At 60.2% G+C, this 19,685-nt stretch carries 19 protein-coding genes and 1 tRNA gene; 13 read left to right on the top strand and 7 right to left on the bottom strand.

Annotation, left to right across the window (positions count from 1 at the left end; translation table 11 throughout):
- The first annotated feature begins 45 nt into the window (after positions 1-45).
- From ruvA to nadA, 13 genes are all read left to right on the top strand, one after another.
- Positions 46-654, top strand: a complete 609-nt coding sequence (gene ruvA / locus N8H71_RS17830) for a Holliday junction branch migration protein RuvA (protein ID WP_007951205.1) — start codon at positions 46-48, stop codon at positions 652-654.
- Positions 655-1,716 carry a Holliday junction branch migration DNA helicase RuvB gene (gene ruvB, locus N8H71_RS17825; protein WP_011335643.1) on the top strand — a complete coding sequence of 354 codons (1,062 nt, stop codon included), beginning with the start codon at positions 655-657 and terminating at the stop codon, positions 1,714-1,716.
- A gap of 127 nt (positions 1,717-1,843) precedes the next feature.
- Positions 1,844-2,311, top strand: coding sequence for a tol-pal system-associated acyl-CoA thioesterase (gene ybgC, locus N8H71_RS17820; RefSeq protein WP_007951203.1), 468 nt, complete (start codon positions 1,844-1,846; stop codon positions 2,309-2,311).
- Entirely contained in the window at positions 2,301-2,996 is a 696-nt protein-coding gene (gene tolQ / locus N8H71_RS17815) for a protein TolQ (protein WP_007912733.1), read from the top strand. Before ybgC ends, tolQ begins: the two co-directional genes overlap by 11 nt.
- Before the next feature lie 23 nt (positions 2,997-3,019).
- Positions 3,020-3,472 (top strand): protein TolR, encoded by a 453-nt coding sequence (tolR, locus tag N8H71_RS17810; RefSeq protein WP_162130475.1) that lies wholly within the window; start codon positions 3,020-3,022, stop codon positions 3,470-3,472.
- Positions 3,472-4,551 (top strand): cell envelope integrity protein TolA, encoded by a 1,080-nt coding sequence (tolA, locus tag N8H71_RS17805; protein WP_011335641.1) that lies wholly within the window; start codon positions 3,472-3,474, stop codon positions 4,549-4,551. The genes tolR and tolA overlap by 1 nt, the downstream gene beginning before the upstream one ends.
- A 17-nt stretch (positions 4,552-4,568) precedes the next feature.
- Positions 4,569-5,849: a Tol-Pal system beta propeller repeat protein TolB gene (gene tolB / locus N8H71_RS17800; RefSeq protein ID WP_166742344.1), complete on the top strand. Its 1,281-nt coding sequence runs from the start codon at positions 4,569-4,571 to the stop codon at positions 5,847-5,849.
- Between the two features lie 52 nt (positions 5,850-5,901).
- Positions 5,902-6,399, top strand: a complete 498-nt coding sequence (pal, locus tag N8H71_RS17795) for a peptidoglycan-associated lipoprotein Pal (RefSeq protein WP_003178634.1) — start codon at positions 5,902-5,904, stop codon at positions 6,397-6,399.
- Positions 6,400-6,405: 6 nt separating this feature from the next.
- Positions 6,406-7,245 (top strand): tol-pal system protein YbgF, encoded by an 840-nt coding sequence (gene ybgF / locus N8H71_RS17790; protein WP_262194989.1) that lies wholly within the window; start codon positions 6,406-6,408, stop codon positions 7,243-7,245.
- Positions 7,246-7,409: 164 nt separating this feature from the next.
- Positions 7,410-8,057: a 7-carboxy-7-deazaguanine synthase QueE gene (gene queE / locus N8H71_RS17785; RefSeq protein ID WP_007951198.1), complete on the top strand. Its 648-nt coding sequence runs from the start codon at positions 7,410-7,412 to the stop codon at positions 8,055-8,057.
- Position 8,058: 1 nt separating this feature from the next.
- A complete protein-coding gene (gene queC / locus N8H71_RS17780) occupies positions 8,059-8,751 on the top strand; it encodes a 7-cyano-7-deazaguanine synthase QueC (protein WP_007951197.1) in 693 nt (230 codons plus the stop codon).
- Between the two features lie 63 nt (positions 8,752-8,814).
- A tRNA-Lys gene (locus tag N8H71_RS17775) sits at positions 8,815-8,890 on the top strand.
- A gap of 271 nt (positions 8,891-9,161) precedes the next feature.
- A complete protein-coding gene (nadA, locus tag N8H71_RS17770; RefSeq protein ID WP_039766022.1) occupies positions 9,162-10,220 on the top strand; it encodes a quinolinate synthase NadA in 1,059 nt (352 codons plus the stop codon).
- Positions 10,221-10,356: 136 nt separating this feature from the next.
- Here the strand turns inward: nadA and N8H71_RS17765 are convergent, their stop codons facing one another.
- The 7 genes from N8H71_RS17765 to N8H71_RS17730 form a co-directional block, all read right to left on the bottom strand.
- Positions 10,357-10,845, bottom strand: a complete 489-nt coding sequence (locus tag N8H71_RS17765) for an RDD family protein (RefSeq protein ID WP_262194988.1) — start codon at positions 10,843-10,845, stop codon at positions 10,357-10,359.
- A 97-nt stretch (positions 10,846-10,942) separates the two neighbouring features.
- Positions 10,943-11,155, bottom strand: a complete 213-nt coding sequence (locus tag N8H71_RS17760) for a cold-shock protein (protein ID WP_007951194.1) — start codon at positions 11,153-11,155, stop codon at positions 10,943-10,945.
- Positions 11,156-11,559: 404 nt separating this feature from the next.
- The gene (gene gcvT / locus N8H71_RS17755; protein ID WP_262194987.1) at positions 11,560-12,684 is read right to left on the bottom strand and encodes a glycine cleavage system aminomethyltransferase GcvT; all 1,125 of its coding nucleotides are present in this window, start codon (positions 12,682-12,684) and stop codon (positions 11,560-11,562) included.
- A gap of 93 nt (positions 12,685-12,777) precedes the next feature.
- On the bottom strand, positions 12,778-14,154 hold the full coding sequence (locus N8H71_RS17750; RefSeq protein WP_262194986.1) for an L-serine ammonia-lyase: 1,377 nt from the start codon (positions 14,152-14,154) through the stop codon (positions 12,778-12,780).
- A gap of 203 nt (positions 14,155-14,357) precedes the next feature.
- Positions 14,358-17,210: an aminomethyl-transferring glycine dehydrogenase gene (gene gcvP, locus N8H71_RS17740; RefSeq protein ID WP_262194985.1), complete on the bottom strand. Its 2,853-nt coding sequence runs from the start codon at positions 17,208-17,210 to the stop codon at positions 14,358-14,360.
- A gap of 10 nt (positions 17,211-17,220) precedes the next feature.
- Complete coding sequence (gene gcvH / locus N8H71_RS17735; RefSeq protein ID WP_007951190.1) at positions 17,221-17,604, bottom strand: glycine cleavage system protein GcvH; 384 nt, start codon at positions 17,602-17,604, stop codon at positions 17,221-17,223.
- Between the two features lie 449 nt (positions 17,605-18,053).
- The gene (locus N8H71_RS17730; RefSeq protein WP_262194984.1) at positions 18,054-19,562 is read right to left on the bottom strand and encodes a sigma-54-dependent transcriptional regulator; all 1,509 of its coding nucleotides are present in this window, start codon (positions 19,560-19,562) and stop codon (positions 18,054-18,056) included.
- Positions 19,563-19,685: the final 123 nt, after the last annotated feature.

The raw sequence follows: 19,685 nt of genomic DNA, 5'->3' as shown, positions 1-19,685 counted from the left end.
GTCGGTCGCCAGCCCACGGCTGGCCAACGCTCAAGGATCTGAAACGTGATTGGACGCTTGCGCGGCACTCTGGCTGAGAAACAGCCGCCGCACCTGATTCTGGATGTAAACGGCCTCGGGTATGAGCTGGAAGTGCCCATGACCACCCTTTATCGTCTGCCGTCGGTCGGTGAACCGCTGACCCTGCACACCCATTTGGTCGTACGTGAAGACGCGCAGTTACTCTATGGTTTTGCCGGCAAGCGTGAGCGAGACTTTTTTCGCGAGTTGATCCGTCTCAATGGTGTGGGGCCGAAACTGGCCCTGGCCTTGATGTCGAGTCTGGAAGTCGACGAACTGATTCGCTGCGTGCAATCCCAGGACACCTCGGCGCTGACCAAGGTGCCGGGTGTGGGCAAGAAAACTGCCGAGCGCCTGCTGGTCGAACTCAAGGATCGCTTCAAGGCCTGGGAAACCTCGCCGGCCATGTTCGCCCTGGTACCAAACCAGCCGGACGGCCCGGCGCCGGTCAACACCGCCGAGAACGATGCGGTCAGCGCGCTGATTTCCCTGGGCTACAAGCCACAGGAAGCGAGCAAGGCAATTTCCGCGATCAAAGAGAAAGGCCTGAGCAGCGAAGACATGATTCGACGCGCCCTGAAGGGAATGATTTAAGTGATTGAAGCTGATCGTCTGATCGCCGCCACGCACAGTCCGCGTGAGCGCGAAGAAGTCCAGGATCGGGCGATACGTCCCGTCAGCCTGGCCGAATACATCGGCCAGCCGACCGTTCGCGAGCAGATGGAACTATTTATCCAGGCCGCCCGTGGCCGTAGCGAATCCCTCGACCACACCCTGATCTTCGGTCCGCCGGGGCTGGGTAAAACCACGCTGGCGAATATCATCGCCCAGGAAATGGGTGTGTCGATCAAGAGCACTTCCGGTCCGGTGCTGGAACGTCCGGGGGATCTGGCGGCGCTGTTGACCAATCTTGAGCCGCACGATGTGCTGTTTATCGATGAAATCCATCGTCTGTCGCCAATCGTGGAAGAAGTGCTGTACCCGGCGATGGAAGATTTCCAGCTCGATATCATGATCGGTGAGGGGCCGGCGGCGCGTTCGATCAAGCTCGATTTGCCGCCGTTCACGCTGGTTGGCGCTACTACGCGGGCTGGCATGCTGACCAACCCGTTGCGCGACCGTTTCGGTATCGTCCAGCGTCTCGAGTTCTACAGCACTGCTGATCTGGCGACGATCGTCAGCCGCTCGGCCAATATTCTGGGCCTGCCGCTCGATCCGGAAGGCTCTTTCGAGATCGCCCGCCGCGCCCGGGGCACGCCGCGGATCGCCAACCGGCTATTGCGCCGGGTGCGGGACTTTGCCGAAGTCCGGGCCAAGGGGCACATCACCAAATCCGTTGCCGACCTGGCGCTGAATCTGCTGGATGTCGACGAGCATGGTTTCGATCATCAGGACCGACGTCTGCTGTTGACCATGATCGAGAAGTTCGATGGCGGCCCGGTGGGCATCGACAGTCTGGCGGCGGCGATCAGCGAAGAACGCCACACCATTGAAGACGTGCTCGAGCCGTACCTGATTCAGCAGGGTTACATCATGCGGACACCGCGGGGCAGGGTGGTTACCCGCCACGCTTACCTGCATTTTGGTTTAAACATTCCGACACGAATGGGCGAGATGCCCGTGGTAGACGAGTTTCTCGATGCCGTGGACGATTGATACACATTTTTTGGCGATTTATTCAGCATTTGTACTGTCTCAGGACGGTACTTTTGCGGTAAAGCCTTTGAACAATGAAAAACAGTTGCCTGGCCGGATTGGCAACCCGAGGAGTAAGCACTAGAGTATGCGCGCGCAAAACGGGCTTGAGCCGTTCGCACATCGTTGTCGCGTTTATTACGAGGACACCGATGCGGGCGGCATCGTGTATTACGTTAATTACCTCAAGTTTATGGAACGGGCTCGAACCGAGCGGCTCCGGGAGCTGGGCTTTGCCCAGTCGGCGCTGGCAGGGGAGGACCTGTTGTTCGTCGTGCATTCCAGCGAAGCGCGTTATCACGCGCCGGCGCGACTGGACGACGAGCTTCTGGTAAGCGCTGATGTAATCGAATTGAACCGTGCCAGCCTGCGCTTTCGACAGCAGGTCAGGCGGGCAACGGATAATGTGCTGCTCTGCGAAGGGCAGTTTCTGGTGGCCTGTGTGCGCACTAACAGTTTGAAACCCCGGGCCCTTCCCGAAGACCTGCGTGCGGCCTTTGCCGACGCGGTCGGCACGGGTACACACTCAAAGCAGGAGATAAAGCGTGGAAGCTAACGTCGTCGACCATTCCTCCATGTGGAGCCTGGTCAGCAATGCCAGCATCGTGGTGCAGTTGGTAATGTTGACCCTGGTAGCCGCATCGGTGACCTCATGGATCATGATCTTTCAGCGCAGCAACCTGCTGCGCGCCGGTCGACGTGCCCTGGAGAGCTTCGAGGAGCGCTTCTGGTCGGGTATCGACCTGTCCAAACTCTACCGTCAGGCCGGCAGCAACCCGGACCCGGATTCGGGTGTCGAGCAGATCTTCCGTGCCGGCTTCAAGGAGTTCTCCCGTCTGCGTCAGCAGCCAGGCGTCGACCCTGAAGCGGTGATGGAAGGTGTGGCCCGTGCCATGCGCGTCGCCATCTCCCGCGAAGAAGAAAAGCTCGAGCAGAGCCTGCCGTTCCTCGCCACCGTAGGTTCCGTCAGCCCGTACATCGGTCTGTTCGGTACCGTCTGGGGGATCATGAACTCCTTTCGTGGTCTGGCCAGCGCTCAACAAGCAACCCTGGCTACCGTGGCACCGGGTATCGCCGAAGCCCTGATCGCCACTGCGATCGGTCTGTTCGCCGCGATCCCGGCCGTTATCGCTTACAACCGTTTCTCTGCCCGCAGCGAAACCTTGCTGAGCCGCTACTACACCTTCGCCGATGAATTCCAGGCGATCCTGCACCGCAAAGTGCACACCAGCGAAGAATAAGCAGGTATTTCCCGATGGCTTTAATCACTCGAGCCCGACACAAGCGCAAGCCGGTCGCCGAGATGAACGTAGTGCCTTACATCGACGTGATGCTGGTGCTGCTGGTCATCTTCATGGTGACTGCGCCGATGCTCAATCAGGGCGTGAAAGTGGATCTGCCCAAGGTTTCCAGCGAAGCCTTGCCGCAGGACAACAACACCCAGGTGCTGACCATTTCGATCAAGTCGGACAAGACCTACTACTGGAACCTTGGCAGCGAAGTCGACACCGAGAAGCAGCAGGACCGGGCCATGACCCTGCCACAGATGACCGACGCGGTGACCAAGATCATTCGCGCCGGCACTGAAGGCGGCAAACGTACCCAGGTCTTCATCCGTGGCGACAAGTCCGTCGATTATGGCTCCGTCATGGGCGCCATGGGCGGGTTGCAGAAAGCCGGGGTCGGTAACGTTGGCTTGATCACCGAGGCGCCCTGATGCAGCAACAGCGAGAGCCGTCCGCCTCGGAAAGCTACTTCTGGCCTAGTGTCTGGGCGATTGGCTTGCACGTGCTGGTGTTCGGCATGCTGTTCGTCAGTTTCGCCCTGACCCCGGAGCTGCCGCCGGCCAAGCCGATTGTCCAGGCGACCCTGTACCAGCTGAAATCGAAAAGTCAGGCAACCACCCAGACCAATCAGAAGATTGCGGGTGAGGCGAAGAAATCCGCCGCGCGCCAGACCGAAGTCGAGCAGATGGAGCAGAAAAAGGTCGAGCAGGAAGCGGTGAAGGCTGCGGAACAAAAGAAAGAAGAAGCGGCTCAAAAGGCCGAGGAAGCCAAGAAGGCCGATGAGGCGAAGAAAGCGGACGAGGCGAAGAAGGCTGATGAAGCCAAGAAAGCCGACGACGCGAAGAAAGCCGCCGAAGCCAAGAAGGCAGAAGAGAAACAATTGGCTGATATAGCCAAGAAGAAAGCCGAAGAAGAAGCCAAGAAGGCTGCTGAAGAAGAGGCCAAGAAAGCGGCCGCTGAAGAAGCCAAGAAGAAGATCGTCGAAGACGCGAAGAAGAAAGCCGCCGAAGACGCCAAGAAGAAAGCTGAAGCTGAAGAGGCGAAGAAGAAAGTCGCCGAAGACGCGAAGAAGAAAGCTGCTGCCGATGCTGCGAAGAAGAAAGCGCAGGACGCGGCACGTAAATCCGCCGAAGACAAAAAGGCTCAGGCCCTGGCAGATTTGCTTTCCGACACGCCGCAGCGCCAGCAGGCCTTGGCCGATGAGCAGGGCGATGAAGTCGCGGGCAGTTTCGATGACCTGATTCGTGCGCGGGCAGCGGAAGGCTGGGCACGTCCACCTTCGGCACGCAAAGGCATGACGGTTGTACTGCAGATCGGCATGTTGCCGGACGGTACGGTGACTTCGGTCAGCGTGGCCAAGTCCAGTGGCGACGGTCCGTTCGATGCGTCGGCAGTGGCAGCGGTCAAGAATATTGGACGTTTGACGGAAATGCAGGGAATGAAGCCGAGCGATTTCGCTCCGTATCGTTCATTCAAGATGACATTCACACCTGAGGATCTAGCCTTGTGAGAAACCTTCTTCGAGGAATGCTGGTCGTGATCTGCTGCATGGCAGGGATCGCGATGGCGGATGAAAAGAACATTCTGGTCACCAGCGGCAGCGATCGGGCGACTCCGATTGCCGTCGTACCGTTCGGTTTCCAGGGCGGTGCCGTCCTGCCGGATGACATGGCTGAAATCATTGGTAATGATTTGCGCAACTCGGGCTATTACTCGCCGATTCCAAAGCAAAACATGATCAGCCAGCCAAGCCAGCCGAGCGAAATCATCTTCCGTGACTGGAAGGCGGTGGGCGCGCAATACATGATGGTCGGCAGCATCGTGCCGGCCGGTGGCCGTCTGCAGGTGCAGTGGGCTCTGTTCAACGTCGCCACCGAACAAAAAGTGGCTGACGGCAGTGTGTCCGGTACCACCGAACAGCTGCGCGACATGGCGCACTACATCTCCGATCAGTCGTTCGAAAAACTGACCGGCATTAAAGGTGCATTCTCGACTCGCCTGCTGTACGTCACAGCCGAGCGTTTCTCCGAGAAGAACACCCGTTACACCCTGCAGCGTTCGGACTATGACGGCGCCCGCGCCGTGACCCTGCTGCAATCGCGCGAGCCGATCCTGTCGCCGCGTTTTGCACCGGACGGCAAGCGTATCGCCTACGTGTCGTTCGAACAGAAGCGTCCGCGCATCTTCATGCAGAACATCGACACCGGTCGCCGCGAGCAGATCACCAACTTCGAAGGCCTGAACGGCGCGCCAGCCTGGTCGCCGGACGGCAATCGCCTGGCGTTCGTGCTGTCGAAAGACGGTAACCCGGACATCTACGTGATGAACCTCGGTTCGCGTCAGATCACCCGCGTGACCGCAGGCCCAGGCATCAACACCGAACCGTACTGGGGCAAGGATGGTTCGACCATCTACTTCACCTCCGACCGTGGCGGCAAGCCGCAGATCTACAAGACCAGTGCCGGTGGCGGCGGTGCCGAGCGTGTGACGTTCGTGGGCAACTACAACGCCAACCCCAAGCTTTCGGCGGATGAAAAGACCCTGGTGATGATCCATCGTCAGGACGGTTTCACCAATTTCAAAGTGGCGGCCCAGGATTTGCAGCGCGGAAGTGTAAAAATCCTCACTGATAGCACTCTGGACGAGTCGCCTACTGTTGCGCCCAACGGCACCATGGTAATCTACGCCACCCGCCAGCAGGGCCGGGGAGTCTTGATGCTCGTGTCCATTAATGGACGCGTGAGGCTCCCGCTTCCTACCGCTCAAGGCGAAGTCAGAGAACCGTCCTGGTCCCCTTACCTGAACTGACGCGGCGCTTTACGTTTTACTTAACACACTGGGGTTCATTAGGAGTTTCACGATGGAAATGCTGAAGTTTGGTAAATTTGCTGCGCTGGCTCTGGCCATGGCTGTAGCTGTAGGTTGCTCGTCCAAAGGCGGCGACAACGCCGGAGAAGGCGCTGTTGATCCAAACGCTGGTTACGGCGCAAACACTGGTGCAGTTGACGGTTCCCTGAGCGAAGAAGCTGCTCTGCGCGCAATCACCACCTTCTACTTCGAATACGACAGCTCGGACCTGAAGCCAGAAGCCATGCGCGCTCTGGACGTTCACGCCAAAGACCTGAAAGCAAACGGCGCTCGCGTTGTTCTGGAAGGCAACACCGACGAACGTGGTACTCGTGAGTACAACATGGCACTGGGCGAGCGTCGTGCGAAAGCCGTTCAGCGCTACCTGGTACTGCAAGGTGTTTCCCCAGCTCAGCTGGAACTGGTTTCCTACGGCGAAGAGCGTCCAGTTGCTACCGGCAACGACGAGCAGTCCTGGGCTCAAAACCGTCGCGTCGAACTGCGTAAGTAATTCGATATGCGAACGTGCCGTCGTGCTGTAACTGTTCTGGCTCTCAGCCTCGCGCCGCTTGCGGCGTGGGCTGCGGTTCCTGTGGTCGATGACAACTCCGGTTATAACAATAGCGGGAGCAGTTATCCGCCTGCAGGTTACGGTACGAACGGCGCCTATGCCGGGGGAGCGGCTTCGGCCCCTGCCTCGGCACAAGGCATGCTGTTCAACCAACTGCAACAAATGCAGGATCAGCTGTCGCGCCAGCAAGGCGTGATCGAGGAACTGCAGAACCAAGTTTCGCGCATGAAGCAGGAATCCCTGGAGCGATACCAGGATCTTGATCGGCGCATAGGATCCGGCGTTGCACCTGCCGCGACTCCCGAGAATTCTCCTGCCGGTGGCGATGCAAGTGCTGCTGCCGGTGCCGCCGCTGGAGCCGGTGCCGCTGCTGCCGCCCAGGCACCTGCCTCCGGTGGCGAACCAGCTGATCCGGCCAAGGAAAAGCTGTATTACGATGCCGCTTTCGACCTGATCAAGGCCAAGGATTTCGACAAGGCCAGCCAGGCGTTTGCCGCTTTCCTGCGTAAATACCCGAACAGCCAATACGCGGGCAACGCCCAGTACTGGCTGGGTGAAGTGAACCTGGCCAAAGGCGATCTGCAAGGTGCAGGTCAGGCTTTCGCCAAGGTTTCGCAGCTGTATCCCAAGCACGCCAAAGTGCCGGATTCGCTGTACAAGCTGGCTGACGTAGAGCGCCGCCTCGGTCATACCGACAAGGTCAAAGGCATTCTGCAGCAGGTGGTGGCCCAGTATCCGGGCACGTCCGCCGCTCAGTTGGCCCAGCGTGATCTGCAACGCATGTAACAGCTTTGACCCGTTTGGAAGAAACCCGCGCTTGTCGCGGGTTTTTTCGTTAGAATTCACGCCCTTTTATGAAACACGCTTCTGGTGATCTACGCGTTGGCGGGGTTGCCTGAAGTGCCTGACGGAGGCGGACAGCCTGTTTAGCTGTTACGCCCGTGGCGACTATGCAAGACACATTGAGAATCACCGAAGTTTTCTACTCGTTGCAGGGGGAAACGCGGACTGCCGGGCTGCCCACTGTTTTTGTGCGCCTGACCGGTTGCCCATTGCGTTGCCAATACTGCGACAGCGCCTACGCGTTCAGCGGTGGCACTATCCGTACCCTCGACGACATCCTTGAGCAAGTGGCCGGCTTTCGCCCGCGCTATGTCTGTGTCACGGGCGGTGAGCCGTTGGCACAGCCCAATGCCATTCCTTTGCTCAAGCAGTTGTGCGATGCGGGCTACGAAGTCTCGCTGGAAACCAGCGGCGCCCTCGACATCTCGGCGGTCGATCCGCGGGTCAGTCGGGTGGTCGACCTGAAGACGCCTGACTCGAAAGAAGCCCATCGCAACCGTTACGAGAACATCGAACTGCTGACGCCCAACGATCAGGTGAAGTTTGTTATCTGCTCGCGGGAGGACTATGACTGGGCGGTATCGAAGCTGATCCAGTACGGTCTCGAGCGACGTGCAGGTGAAGTGCTGTTTTCCCCAAGTCACCACGACCTGAACGCTCGGGATCTGGCGGATTGGGTGGTGGCGGATAACCTGCCAGTGCGCCTGCAACTGCAGCTGCATAAATATCTATGGAATGATGAGCCGGGGCGCTGAGATGACTGAACAACTGAACACTAGCCAGAAACGTGCGGTAATCCTGCTGTCGGGTGGTCTGGACTCGGCCACTGTCGTGGCGATGGCCCGCGCTGAAGGTTACGCCTGCTACACCATGAGTTTCGATTACGGTCAGCGTTCCCACGCCGAGCTGCATGCCGCTGCTCGTGTTGCCCGCGACCTGGGTGTGGTCGAGCACAAGGTGATTGGCCTGAACCTGAACGGCATGGGCGGTTCGGCCCTGACCGACACCAGCATCGATATTCCGGAAGAGCTGGGCGAGGGCATTCCGGTGACTTACGTACCGGCGCGCAACACGGTTTTCCTGTCGCTGGCTCTCGGCTGGGCAGAAGTGCTCGGCGCCCGTGACATCTTTATCGGCGTCAACGCAGTGGATTACTCCGGTTATCCGGATTGCCGTCCAGAGTTCATCGAGTCGTTCGAGCGCATGGCCAACCTGGCAACCAAGGCTGGCGTCGAAGGCAACGGTTTCCGCATCCAGGCACCGCTGCAGAACCTGAGCAAGGCGCAGATCGTCCAGGCGGGGGTGAAGCTTGGCGTTGATTACGGGCTGACCGTTTCCTGCTATCAGGCGGACGATGATGGCCGTGCTTGCGGCAAATGCGACAGCTGCCGACTGCGTGCAGAAGGCTTCGCGGCGGCCGGAATCAGCGACCCGACACCTTATTTTTGATTATTTTCAAATTAGGTGTTGAATAGTCCTTAAAAATCAGTATTATACGCGCCACCACACAGCGGGTCGTTAGCTCAGTTGGTAGAGCAGTTGGCTTTTAACCAATTGGTCGTAGGTTCGAATCCCACACGACCCACCATATTTGGCGGTTTAGAAAATCCGGAAGGCCCACGAAAGTGAGGATTTCCGGGTTTTTTTTTGCCTGCGGTTCGGGCATCCCTCCCTTCGCTTCTTCCCGCCGTGACGCAGGTCAGAATCATCTTTTGTATCAACGGGATATTCTGTAGCCTTGCGCAGCTTCAATGCTGTCCGTGCCTGATAATACTCACTCTCCCGGCGGTACCCTCAAGCGGTCCGGAGCCGGGTGTATACTCGACTTTCGCGCGAATGCGCCTGCAGGTCTTGCGAACATGACGCAGATTTCCGAACGCCTTCTGGTACAAGCCCACCTCGACGCCAAGCAGCCCAAGCCGCTGACGGCCGAGGAAGAGGCTTACTACCGTTCCGCCATCGCCGCCGAGCTCAAGGCTCAGGACGCGGTGCTGGTTGCTCACTTTTATTGCGATCCGATCATCCAGGCCCTTGCCGAAGAAACCGGCGGTTGCGTTTCCGACTCCCTGGAAATGGCCCGCTTCGGCAATGCCCATCCGGCCAAGACCGTGGTGGTCGCCGGCGTGAAATTCATGGGCGAGACCGCGAAGATTCTCAACCCTGAAAAGCGCGTGCTGATGCCGACCCTGGAAGCGACCTGCTCGCTGGATCTGGGTTGCCCGGTGGATGAGTTCTCGGCGTTCTGCGATCAGCATCCGGAACGCACGGTGGTGGTGTATGCGAACACCTCGGCTGCCGTCAAAGCCCGGGCCGACTGGGTGGTGACCTCCAGCTGCGCACTGGAAATCGTCGAAAGCCTGATGGACAACGGTGAGACCATTATCTGGGGCCCGGACAAACACCTGGGCACCTACATCCAGCGCCAGACCGGCGCCGACATGCTGCTGTGGGACGGTGCCTGCATCGTCCATGAAGAATTCAAGTCCAAGCAGCTGGAAGACATGAAAGCGCTGTACCCGGACGCGGCCATTCTGGTGCACCCGGAGTCACCAACGTCGGTGATCGAGCTGGCGGACGCCGTCGGTTCCACCAGTCAGCTGATTGCCGCCGCGCAATCGCTGCCGAACAAGACCCTGATCGTCGCCACTGATCGCGGCATTTTCTACAAGATGCAGCAGCTGTGCCCGGACAAGGTCTTCATCGAGGCGCCAACCGCCGGTAACGGCGCGGCATGCCGCAGTTGCGCACATTGCCCGTGGATGGCCATGAATACCCTTGAACGCACGCTCAAGTGCCTGAAGGAGGGCTCGAACGAGATCTTCGTCGACCCGGCTCTCATTCCTCAGGCGATTCGCCCGCTCAAGCGCATGCTCGATTTCACTCAGGCCGCGCGCATGAAACTGGCCGGCAACGCTTAAGGTCTTTCAGAAACAACACAAAACCTGTGGGAGCGAGCTTGCTCGCGAAAGGCGTGTATCAGTCACCATTGAAATCGACTGACATGACGCCTTCGCGAGCAAGCTCGCTCCCACATTGGTTTGTGGTGTCCGGAAATTATTTGGCTTTCTTCGGGATTCGCACGAGCTGTGTGTCGGAGTAGATGTCATGCCAAGCGCGTTTCTGTTTGTCGAACAGCGACCAGAAGAAACCAATGCCCAGGCAAAGCCACGACGCAATCGACACCATGAACCGCAGCAACGCCTGCCACAGGCTGATCGCAGTGCCATCGACGTTCTGCACGCGAATGCCCCAGACCTGCATGCCCAGGGTCTGCCCGGCGTGGGTCCAGAACTTGGCGAAGAAGCCAAACAGCACCAACAGCAGCACCGTGGAGTACAGCGGATCGCCATCCAGTTGCCCGGCGTCGGTCAGAACCCGCAAGCGCTCCTCGCCGATGATCGCGGCCTGGATCATCTTGTAGACGCCACCCGTCACGATCAGCAGGGCAGTGCACAGCAGAAAGTCATAGAACATCGCTGCCAGACGACGGCCCAGGCCGACGGTGGGGAAGTCGCCCTGGGGAGTGAGCAGGTGTTTCGACATGGCAGCCTCTGGATGGAAAGTGAAGCGCCATTTTACGGATTTGCGCCCACAAAAAAGCCCCTGATATCAATATCAGGGGCTTTTTCGTTACAGAAAATCAGGCTTCTGCGATGACTTCATCAGCTTGCATGCCTTTCTGGCCTTGCACAGCAACGAAGGTCACTTTCTGGCCTTCTTTCAGGCTCTTGAAGCCGTTGCCCTGAATGGCGCGGAAATGCACGAACAGATCCGGACCGCTTTCTGGAGTGATAAAACCAAAACCTTTCTCGTCGTTAAACCACTTGACGGTGCCGCTCTGACGTGTGGACATTTCTTATTTCCTTTGACGCAAAAATTGATGACAGTCTCTTTCTCATGAAAGAGTACTGGGGCTGGTTGCAGGAGAGTAAGAAGACGTCGAACGGGATGTAGCTAACTTGTAGGCTACTGCCCAGGTCACGATTCCAAGCTGACCCATGCAAACACAGTGGACAAACTCTACGCCAACTACGGGAGGAAAAACAAGCCCCGTGAAGACCCCGGTTTTCCTGCGCTTGCTGGCACTTAGTCGGTCCACTAGTCGGGCTTATTCGATTGGCTTGTTCAATTGTTTTCGAACGTTATAAGCCAAGTTCATATTCGAATCGAGTGTAAACAGAGTGCACTGTTTTATGGCGATTGCGTTACACATTAGTGCACACATAACGCAATCGCGTTACTTATAGAAACAGTCAATCAACCGCGATAGTAGCGTTGTGGAACAAATGGCATTTTGCTTACAAGCAATGGCACCTTTTTCCCACGAACAATCGCCCAGACTGGCGTGTCGAGTGCGACGTAGGCACTGTCCAGGTAACCCATGGCCAGCGGGCCGCCCAGAGTCGGACCGAAACCGCCGCTGCACACGCTGCCGATGATCTCGCCCGCTTCGTTGACGATCTCTGCACCTTCACGGACCGGCGTGCGCTCTTGCGGCAGGAGGCCGACGCGTTTGCGCTGAACACCGTTCTGCTGTTGAGCGAAGACTTGTTCCGCCCCCGGGAAACCACCGGCACGCGCACCGTCGGCACGCCTAGGCTTGGAGATTGCCCACAGCAGGCTGGCTTCGATCGGGGTGGTCTCGGTGTTCATGTCGTGGCCGTACAGGCACAGGCCGGCTTCCAGGCGCAGCGAGTCACGGGCACCGAGGCCGATGGCGGCCACTTCCGGTTCGGCCAGCAAAGCGCGGGCGAGTTTTTCCGCGTCGGCTGCCGGAACCGAGATTTCGAAACCGTCTTCACCGGTGTAGCCCGAACGGCTGACAAAGCAGTCGACGCCCAGCAGCTTCACGCGGGTGAATTGCATGAAGGTCATCTTCGCCACTTCCGGCGCCAGGCGTGCCAGCACGGTCACGGCGGCCGGGCCTTGCAAGGCGAGCAGGGCGCGTGCTTCGAAAAGCTCGGTAATGGTGCATTGATCGCCGATGTGTTTTTGCAGATGCGCCAGGTCCTGGTCCTTGCACGCGGCGTTGACCACCAGGAACAGCTCGTCATTGCCGAGGTTGGCGACCATCAGGTCATCAAGGATGCCGCCGGTTTCGTTGGTGAACATCGCATAGCGCTGCATGCCCACCGGCAGGTCGATGATGTCCACCGGCACCAGGGTTTCCAGGGCTTTGGCAGCATTGGCGCCGGTCAGGCGGATCTGGCCCATGTGCGAGACATCGAACAGCCCGGCCTGCTCACGGGTGTGCTGGTGTTCTTTCATCACGCCCAGCGGGTATTGCACCGGCATGTCGTAGCCGGCGAACGGCACCATGCGGGCGCCGAGTTCGATGTGCAGAGCGTGCAGCGGGGTTTTCGACAGTTGTTCGGTGGACATGCGTGACTCCTTGATTCACACCAACCCTCTCCCGGAGGGAGAGGGGGCCAGTTTTGTGTTCTCTCCCAAGGGGAGAGCGAGTTTATGGCGCGATCAGCACTCGATAATGTTGACCGCCAGACCGCCACGGGCGGTCTCCTTGTATTTGCTTTTCATGTCGGCGCCGGTCTGGCGCATGGTGCGGATGACCTTGTCGAGGGAGACGAAGTGCTGCCCGTCTCCGCGCATGGCCATGCGCACGGCATTGATCGCCTTGACCGAGCCCATGGCGTTGCGCTCGATGCACGGCACCTGAACCAGCCCGCCAATCGGGTCGCAGGTCAGGCCCAGGTTGTGTTCCATGCCGATTTCAGCGGCGTTTTCCACTTGCTGCACGCTGCCGCCGAGGACTTCGCACAACGCGCCGGCCGCCATCGAACAGGCCACGCCGACCTCGCCCTGACAGCCGACTTCGGCGCCGGAGATCGAGGCGTTTTCCTTGTACAGAATGCCGATGGCCGCGGCGGTGAGCAGGAAGCGGACCACGCCGTCATCGTTCGCGCCGGGAATGAAGCGCATGTAGTAATGCAGCACCGCAGGGATGATCCCCGCCGCGCCATTGGTCGGTGCCGTGACCACGCGCCCGCCGTTGGCGTTTTCTTCGTTGACGGCCAGAGCGTAGAGGTTGACCCAGTCCAGCACCGACAGCGGATCGCGCAGTGACGATTCCGGGTTCTTGCACAGTTGCCGGTGCAACGCCGCTGCCCGCCGCTTGACCTTCAGGCCACCTGGCAGAATGCCTTCGTTGCGACAGCCGGCGGCCACGCAGTCCTGCATCACTTGCCAGATTTTCAGCAGGCCGGCGCGGGTTTCCGCTTCCGGGCGCCAGGCGCTTTCGTTGGTCAGCATCACCTGGCTGATCGACAGACCATAGGTGGCGCAGTGACCGAGCAAGTCCTTGGCACTCTTGAACGGGAAGGTCAGCGGGGTGGCGTCTTCGACAATGCGGTCGGCTCCGGCCGCATCTTCGTCAACCACAAAGCCACCGCCGACCGAGTAATACTCGCGGCTGCGGATCTGCAATCCCGCCGCATCGAAGGCGCGGAAGATCATGCCGTTGGGGTGATAGGCCAAGGGCTTGCGGATCATGGCCAGGTGTTCTTTCTCGTTGAACGCAATGCTGTGTTCGCCGAGCAGGTTCAAACGCCCGTTGCCACGAATCTCCGCGAGACGGGCGGCGACGGTTTCGGTATCCACGGTGTCCGGGTGTTCACCTTCCAGGCCCAGCAACACGGCCTTGTCGCTGCCGTGGCCCTTGCCGGTGGCGCCGAGGGATCCATACAACTCGACCCTGACGCTGGCGGTGGCCGACAACAGGTTTTCCCGGCGCAGGCCTTCGACGAAGCGCGCAGCAGCGCGCATCGGGCCGACGGTGTGGGAGCTGGAGGGGCCGATGCCAATCTTGAACAGGTCGAACACGCTTAACGACATGAGTTGTTCTCCGGTTTCTTGTTATAGGAATTGGCGGAATATCAGGCTTGATGCATGTCCTTGTGGGAGCGAGCTTGCTCGCGAAAGCGGAGTGTCAGTCACCATCAATGTTGGCTGATCTACCGCTATCGCGAGCAAGCTCGCTCCCACAGGGTTTTGTGGTGTTCTGGAAAAAGGGGCAGGTTTACCTGCCCCTCATTCGTTTAAGCGTAGCTTTCGATCGACGGGCAGGCGCAGACCAGGTTGCGGTCGCCGAACACGTTGTCGACGCGACCGACCGGCGGCCAGTATTTGCCTTCGACCAACGAAGCCACCGGGTACACCGCTTGCTCGCGGCTGTACGGATGAGTCCACTCGCCGACCAGCTCAGCAGCGGTGTGCGGAGCGTTCTTCAGCGGGTTGTCGTCCTTGTCCAGGGTGCCGTTTTCCACCGCGCGGATTTCTTCGCGGATGCGGATCATGGCGTCGCAGAAGCGGTCCAGCTCTTCCTTGGATTCGCTTTCGGTCGGCTCGATCATCAGCGTGCCGGCCACCGGGAACGACATGGTCGGGGCGTGGAAGCCGAAGTCGATCAGGCGCTTGGCGACGTCATCGACGCTGATGCCGCTGCTGTCTTTCAACGGGCGCAGATCGAGGATGCACTCGTGCGCCACCAGACCGTTGCTGCCGGTGTACAGCACTGGGTAGTGCTCTTCCAGGCGACGGGAAATGTAGTTGGCATTGAGGATCGCCAACTGCGAAGCGCGCTTGAGACCTGCGCCGCCCATCATGCGAATGTACATCCAGGTGATCGGCAGAATGCTCGCGCTGCCAAACGGTGCTGCGCAGACCGCACCTTCCTTGCGCTCCATGTGGCCGTGGCCTGGCAGGAACGGGGTCAGGTGCGACTTGACGCCGATCGGGCCGACGCCCGGGCCGCCACCGCCGTGCGGAATGCAGAAGGTTTTGTGCAGGTTCAGGTGCGACACGTCGCCGCCGAACTTGCCCGGTGCGCAGAGGCCGACCATCGCGTTCATGTTGGCGCCGTCGATGTACACCTGGCCGCCGTTGTCGTGAATGATGCCGCAGATCTCGCGGATGCCTTCTTCGAACACGCCGTGGGTCGACGGGTAGGTGATCATCAGCGCCGCGAGGTGTTCGCGGTGCTCGATGGCCTTGGCGCGCAGGTCTTCGATGTCCACGTTGCCACGGGCGTCGCACGCGGTCACGACCACGCGCATGCCGGCCATGTTGGCGGTCGCCGGGTTGGTGCCGTGGGCGGACGACGGGATCAGGCAGATGTCGCGACGGTCTTCGCCACGGCTCTGGTGGTAGGCGCGGATCGCCAGCAGACCTGCGTACTCACCCTGGGAGCCGGCGTTCGGTTGCAGCGAGATCGAGTCGTAACCGGTGGCGGCGCAGAGCATCGCTTCCAGTTCGTCGGTCAGTTGCTGGTAACCGGCGCTTTGCTCGGCCGGGGCGAACGGGTGCAGGGCGCCGAATTCGGCCCAGGTCACCGGAATCATTTCGCTGGCGGCGTTGAGTTTCATGGTGCACGAGCCCAACGGGATCATGGTGCGATCCAGCGCCAGGTCCTTGTCCGCCAGTTTGCGCAGGTAGCGCATCAGCTCGGTTTCCGAGTGATAACGGTTGAACACCGGGTGGCTGAGGATCGGCGACTGGCGAACCAGCGCGGCTGGAATCGTGCTTTGCGCTGCAGCGGCGAGGGCAGCGAAATCCGGCAGGGTCTTGCCGTCGGCGAACAGACTCCACAGGGTTTCGATGTCGGCCTGGGTGGTGGTTTCGTCGACCGACAGACCCAGACGCTGAGCGTCGATCACACGCAGGTTGATCTGTTGGGCGCGAGCCTTGTCATGCAGCGCAGCAGTTTGCGCGCCGGTGGCCAGGGTCAGGGTGTCGAAGAAGCTGGCTTGCTCGACGGTCACGCCCAGTGCGCTCAAGCCCTTGGCCAGGATCGCGGTCAGGTGATGCACGCGGTTGGCGATCTGGGTCAGGCCTTTAGGGCCGTGATACACGGCGTACATGCTGGCGATGTTGGCCAGCAGCACTTGTGCGGTGCAGATGTTCGACGTGGCTTTCTCGCGGCGGATGTGTTGCTCGCGGGTCTGCATCGCCAGACGCAGGGCCGGTTTGCCGAAACGGTCAACCGAAACACCGACCAGACGGCCCGGCATGTCGCGCTTGAACGCATCTTTGGTGGAGAAGTAAGCCGCGTGCGGGCCACCGAAGCCCAGCGGAACGCCGAAACGTTGCGCGCTGCCGATGGCCACGTCCGCACCGAACTCGCCCGGCGGGGTCAGCAGGGTCAGGGCCAGCAGGTCAGCGGCCACGGCCACCAGTGCGTTGGCCGCGTGGAAGCGCTCGGTCAGCTCGCGGTAGTCGAATACATCACCGTTGCTGGCCGGGTATTGCAGCAGCGCGCCGAAGAACGGCGTCACGTCGGTCAGTTCGCGCTCATCGCCCACGACCACGTCAATACCCAGCGGCTCGGCGCGGGTGCGCAGCACGTCGAGGGTTTGCGGGTGGCTGTGGACCGAGGCGAAGAACTGGTGGCTGCCCTTGTTCTTGCTCAGGCGTTTGCAGAAGGTCATGGCTTCGGCAGCGGCGGTGGCTTCGTCGAGCAGGGAAGCGTTGGCGATCGGCAGGCCGGTGAGGTCGCTGATCAGGGTCTGGAAGTTCAACAGCGCTTCGAGACGGCCTTGGGAAATTTCTGGCTGGTACGGGGTGTAAGCGGTGTACCAGGCCGGATTTTCCAGCAGGTTGCGCAGGATCGGCGATGGCGTGTGGCAGTTGTAGTAGCCCTGGCCGATGTAGGTCTTGAACAACTGGTTCTTGCCGGCGATGCCTTTGATCATTGCCAGGGCATCGGCTTCGCTCAGGCCATCATCGAGGCCGAGCACGCTGGTGCCCTTGATGCTTTCCGGGATGACGCTGGCACTCAGGGCTTCGAGTGAGTCGAAGCCGAGGCTGTTGAGCATGGCTTGCTCGTCACCGGCGCGCGGGCCGATGTGACGGGCGATGAACTCGTTGGCGGTGCCGAGATTTACTTGGGTCATGTCAGGTTCCTCAGGCTTCGGCTTGGGCTTTGATCAGGCGGTCGTAAGCGTCCTGATCCAGCAGCTTGGCGACGGCGGAAGCGTCGGCTGGCTTGAAGCGGAAGAACCAGCCTTCACCCAGCGGATCTTCGTTGACCAGTTCAGGGCTGTCTTCCAGGGCCGGGTTGGTGGCCAGGACTTCACCGTCCAGCGGCATGTAAACGCCGCTGGCGGCTTTTACCGATTCCACGGTGGCGGCTTCGGCGCCTTTCTCGTAAGCCTGCAATTCAGGCAGTTGCACGAACACCACGTCGCCCAGGGCGTTCTGCGCGAAAGCGGTGATGCCAACGGTGACAGAACCATCGGCTTCGGCGCGCAGCCATTCGTGATCTTCAGTAAAACGCAACTCGCTCATGGAATCTCCTAGGGGCCAGACTCGTCTGGTGGACGCGGTGGAATACTCGGGCGGCAATGCCCTGATTTTATGAGCGGTTACTTAGCAAGAACGCGGCCAACGTAAAAATATCGTTATTAATCAATGACTTGATTGATTTGTGGGCAGGCGTCATCACGTTGGCTGTAGCGAAATCGCTACAGTGCGAGGCGAAGAAAAAAGCTGAACCGGATCAAAGCCTTGCACAGCGGTGATCGGAGGAGGGTGTAGCGATATCGTTCCGCTGTAGCGCTTTCAGTACAGATGGAGGTCGCTTTTGGGCTCGGACACTCTGGATGGAGAGCCGGCTGGATGGAAAACCCTGTGGGAGCGAGCTTGCTCGCGATGGCGGTGTGACATTGAAAAAACTGTCGACTGACACGCCCTCATCGCGAGCAAGCTCGCTCCCACAGTTTATTCGGGGTTTCGCCTCAGGGTTTGTTGGGGATGCCGTACTTGCGCAGCCGATGGGCAATCGCCGTATGCGAGGTGTGCAGGCGGCTGGCCAGTTGGCGGGTCGAGGGGTAGCTGACGTAGAGCTTTTCCAGCAGCGATTTCTCGAAGGCTTCGACGGCTTCTTCGAGGCTGTCGACGTCGGTGTCGGTCTGGCGTGCCACCGAGGTGCCGGCGATGTCGAGGTCGCCGATGTCCACCAGGCTGCTTTCGCAGATCGCGGCGGCGCGGAAGATCACGTTTTGCAGTTGCCGAACATTGCCTGGCCAGCGATTGCCCAGCAGCGCCGGATAAGTGCCGGGGGCGAGGCGGCAGACCGGGCGCTGGATCTGCGCGCAGGCCTGCTGCATGAAGTAGCGGGCGAGCAGCAGAATGTCCTGGCCGCGTTCGCGCAGTGGCGGTACTTCGACGTTGAGCACGTTGAGGCGGTAGAACAGGTCTTCGCGGAACAGGCCTTCGCTGACCATTTTTTCCAGGTCGCGGTGGGTCGCGCTGAGGATCCGCACGTTGACCTTCACCTCACGATCGCCACCGACCCGGCGGAAGCTGCCGTCGTTGAGAAAGCGCAGCAGTTTGGCCTGCAAGTACGGCGACATCTCGCCGATCTCGTCGAGAAACACCGTGCCCTGGTTGGCCAGTTCCATCAGCCCCGGTTTTCCACCCCGTTGTGCGCCGGTGAAGGCGCCGGGGGCGTAGCCGAACAGCTCGCTCTCGGCGAGGTTCTCCGGCAGGGCCGCGCAGTTCAGTGCCAGGAATGGTGCGCTGTGCCGGGCGCTGATGGCGTGACAGGCGCGGGCCACCAGTTCCTTGCCGGTGCCGGTTTCGCCCTGGATCAACAGCGGCGCATCGAGGGCGGCGACGCGTTGGGCGCGTGCCTTGAGGGTGCGGATCGGCGGCGATTCGCCGAGCAGCGCATCGAAACCTTCGGCGTGATCATGATGCAGCGCCGAGAGCTGTTCGCCGATGCGGTTCGGTTGATACAGGGTGAGCAGGGCGCCGGCGTCGGTGATCGGTGTGGCGTCGAGCAACAGCGTCTGACCGTTGACGGTGATTTCCCGCAGCGGCAAGCGGAAGCCTTGTTCGAGCAGGGTTTCGAGCAGGCCCGGATCGTTGAACAGTTCCGAGACGCTTTCGCCCGCCGGTTCGCGACCATACAAGGCGATCAGCGCCGGGTTGGCCAGCAGCACCTTGCCGGCGCTGTCCAGCGCCAATACCGGGTCGGTCATTGCTGCGAGCAAGGCGTCGAGCTGCAAGTGCCGACGCTGGCCGGGGAGGATGTCGACCACCACCACGGCCTCCACGCCACGCACCCGGAACAACGCATCTTTGAGTTCTTCGAGCACTTGCGGGCTGAGGGTCGGGGCGTCGATGTAGACATTCGGCGGGACCATTTCCACCGCATCCAGATTGAGGTTGCGCCCACCGAGCAGGGCCAGGACTTCCTGGGTGATGCCGACGCGGTCGATGAAGCTGACGTGGATACGCATGGGGCGGTTCTGGGTTCTGGAGTGCGGAGGGGGGCAAGTATGCCTTGGGGCGGGGAAATGGTGAAACCGGACGCGCACTTCCGCTGGATACATACCCATGTGGGAGCGAGCTTGCTCGCGAAT

Source organism: Pseudomonas koreensis (assembly GCF_025447595.1).
Taxonomy (GTDB): Bacteria; Pseudomonadota; Gammaproteobacteria; order Pseudomonadales; family Pseudomonadaceae; genus Aquipseudomonas; species Aquipseudomonas koreensis_H.
Note: the sequence above shows the minus strand (reverse complement) of the source record. Positions and strands in the feature narration are given on the sequence as shown.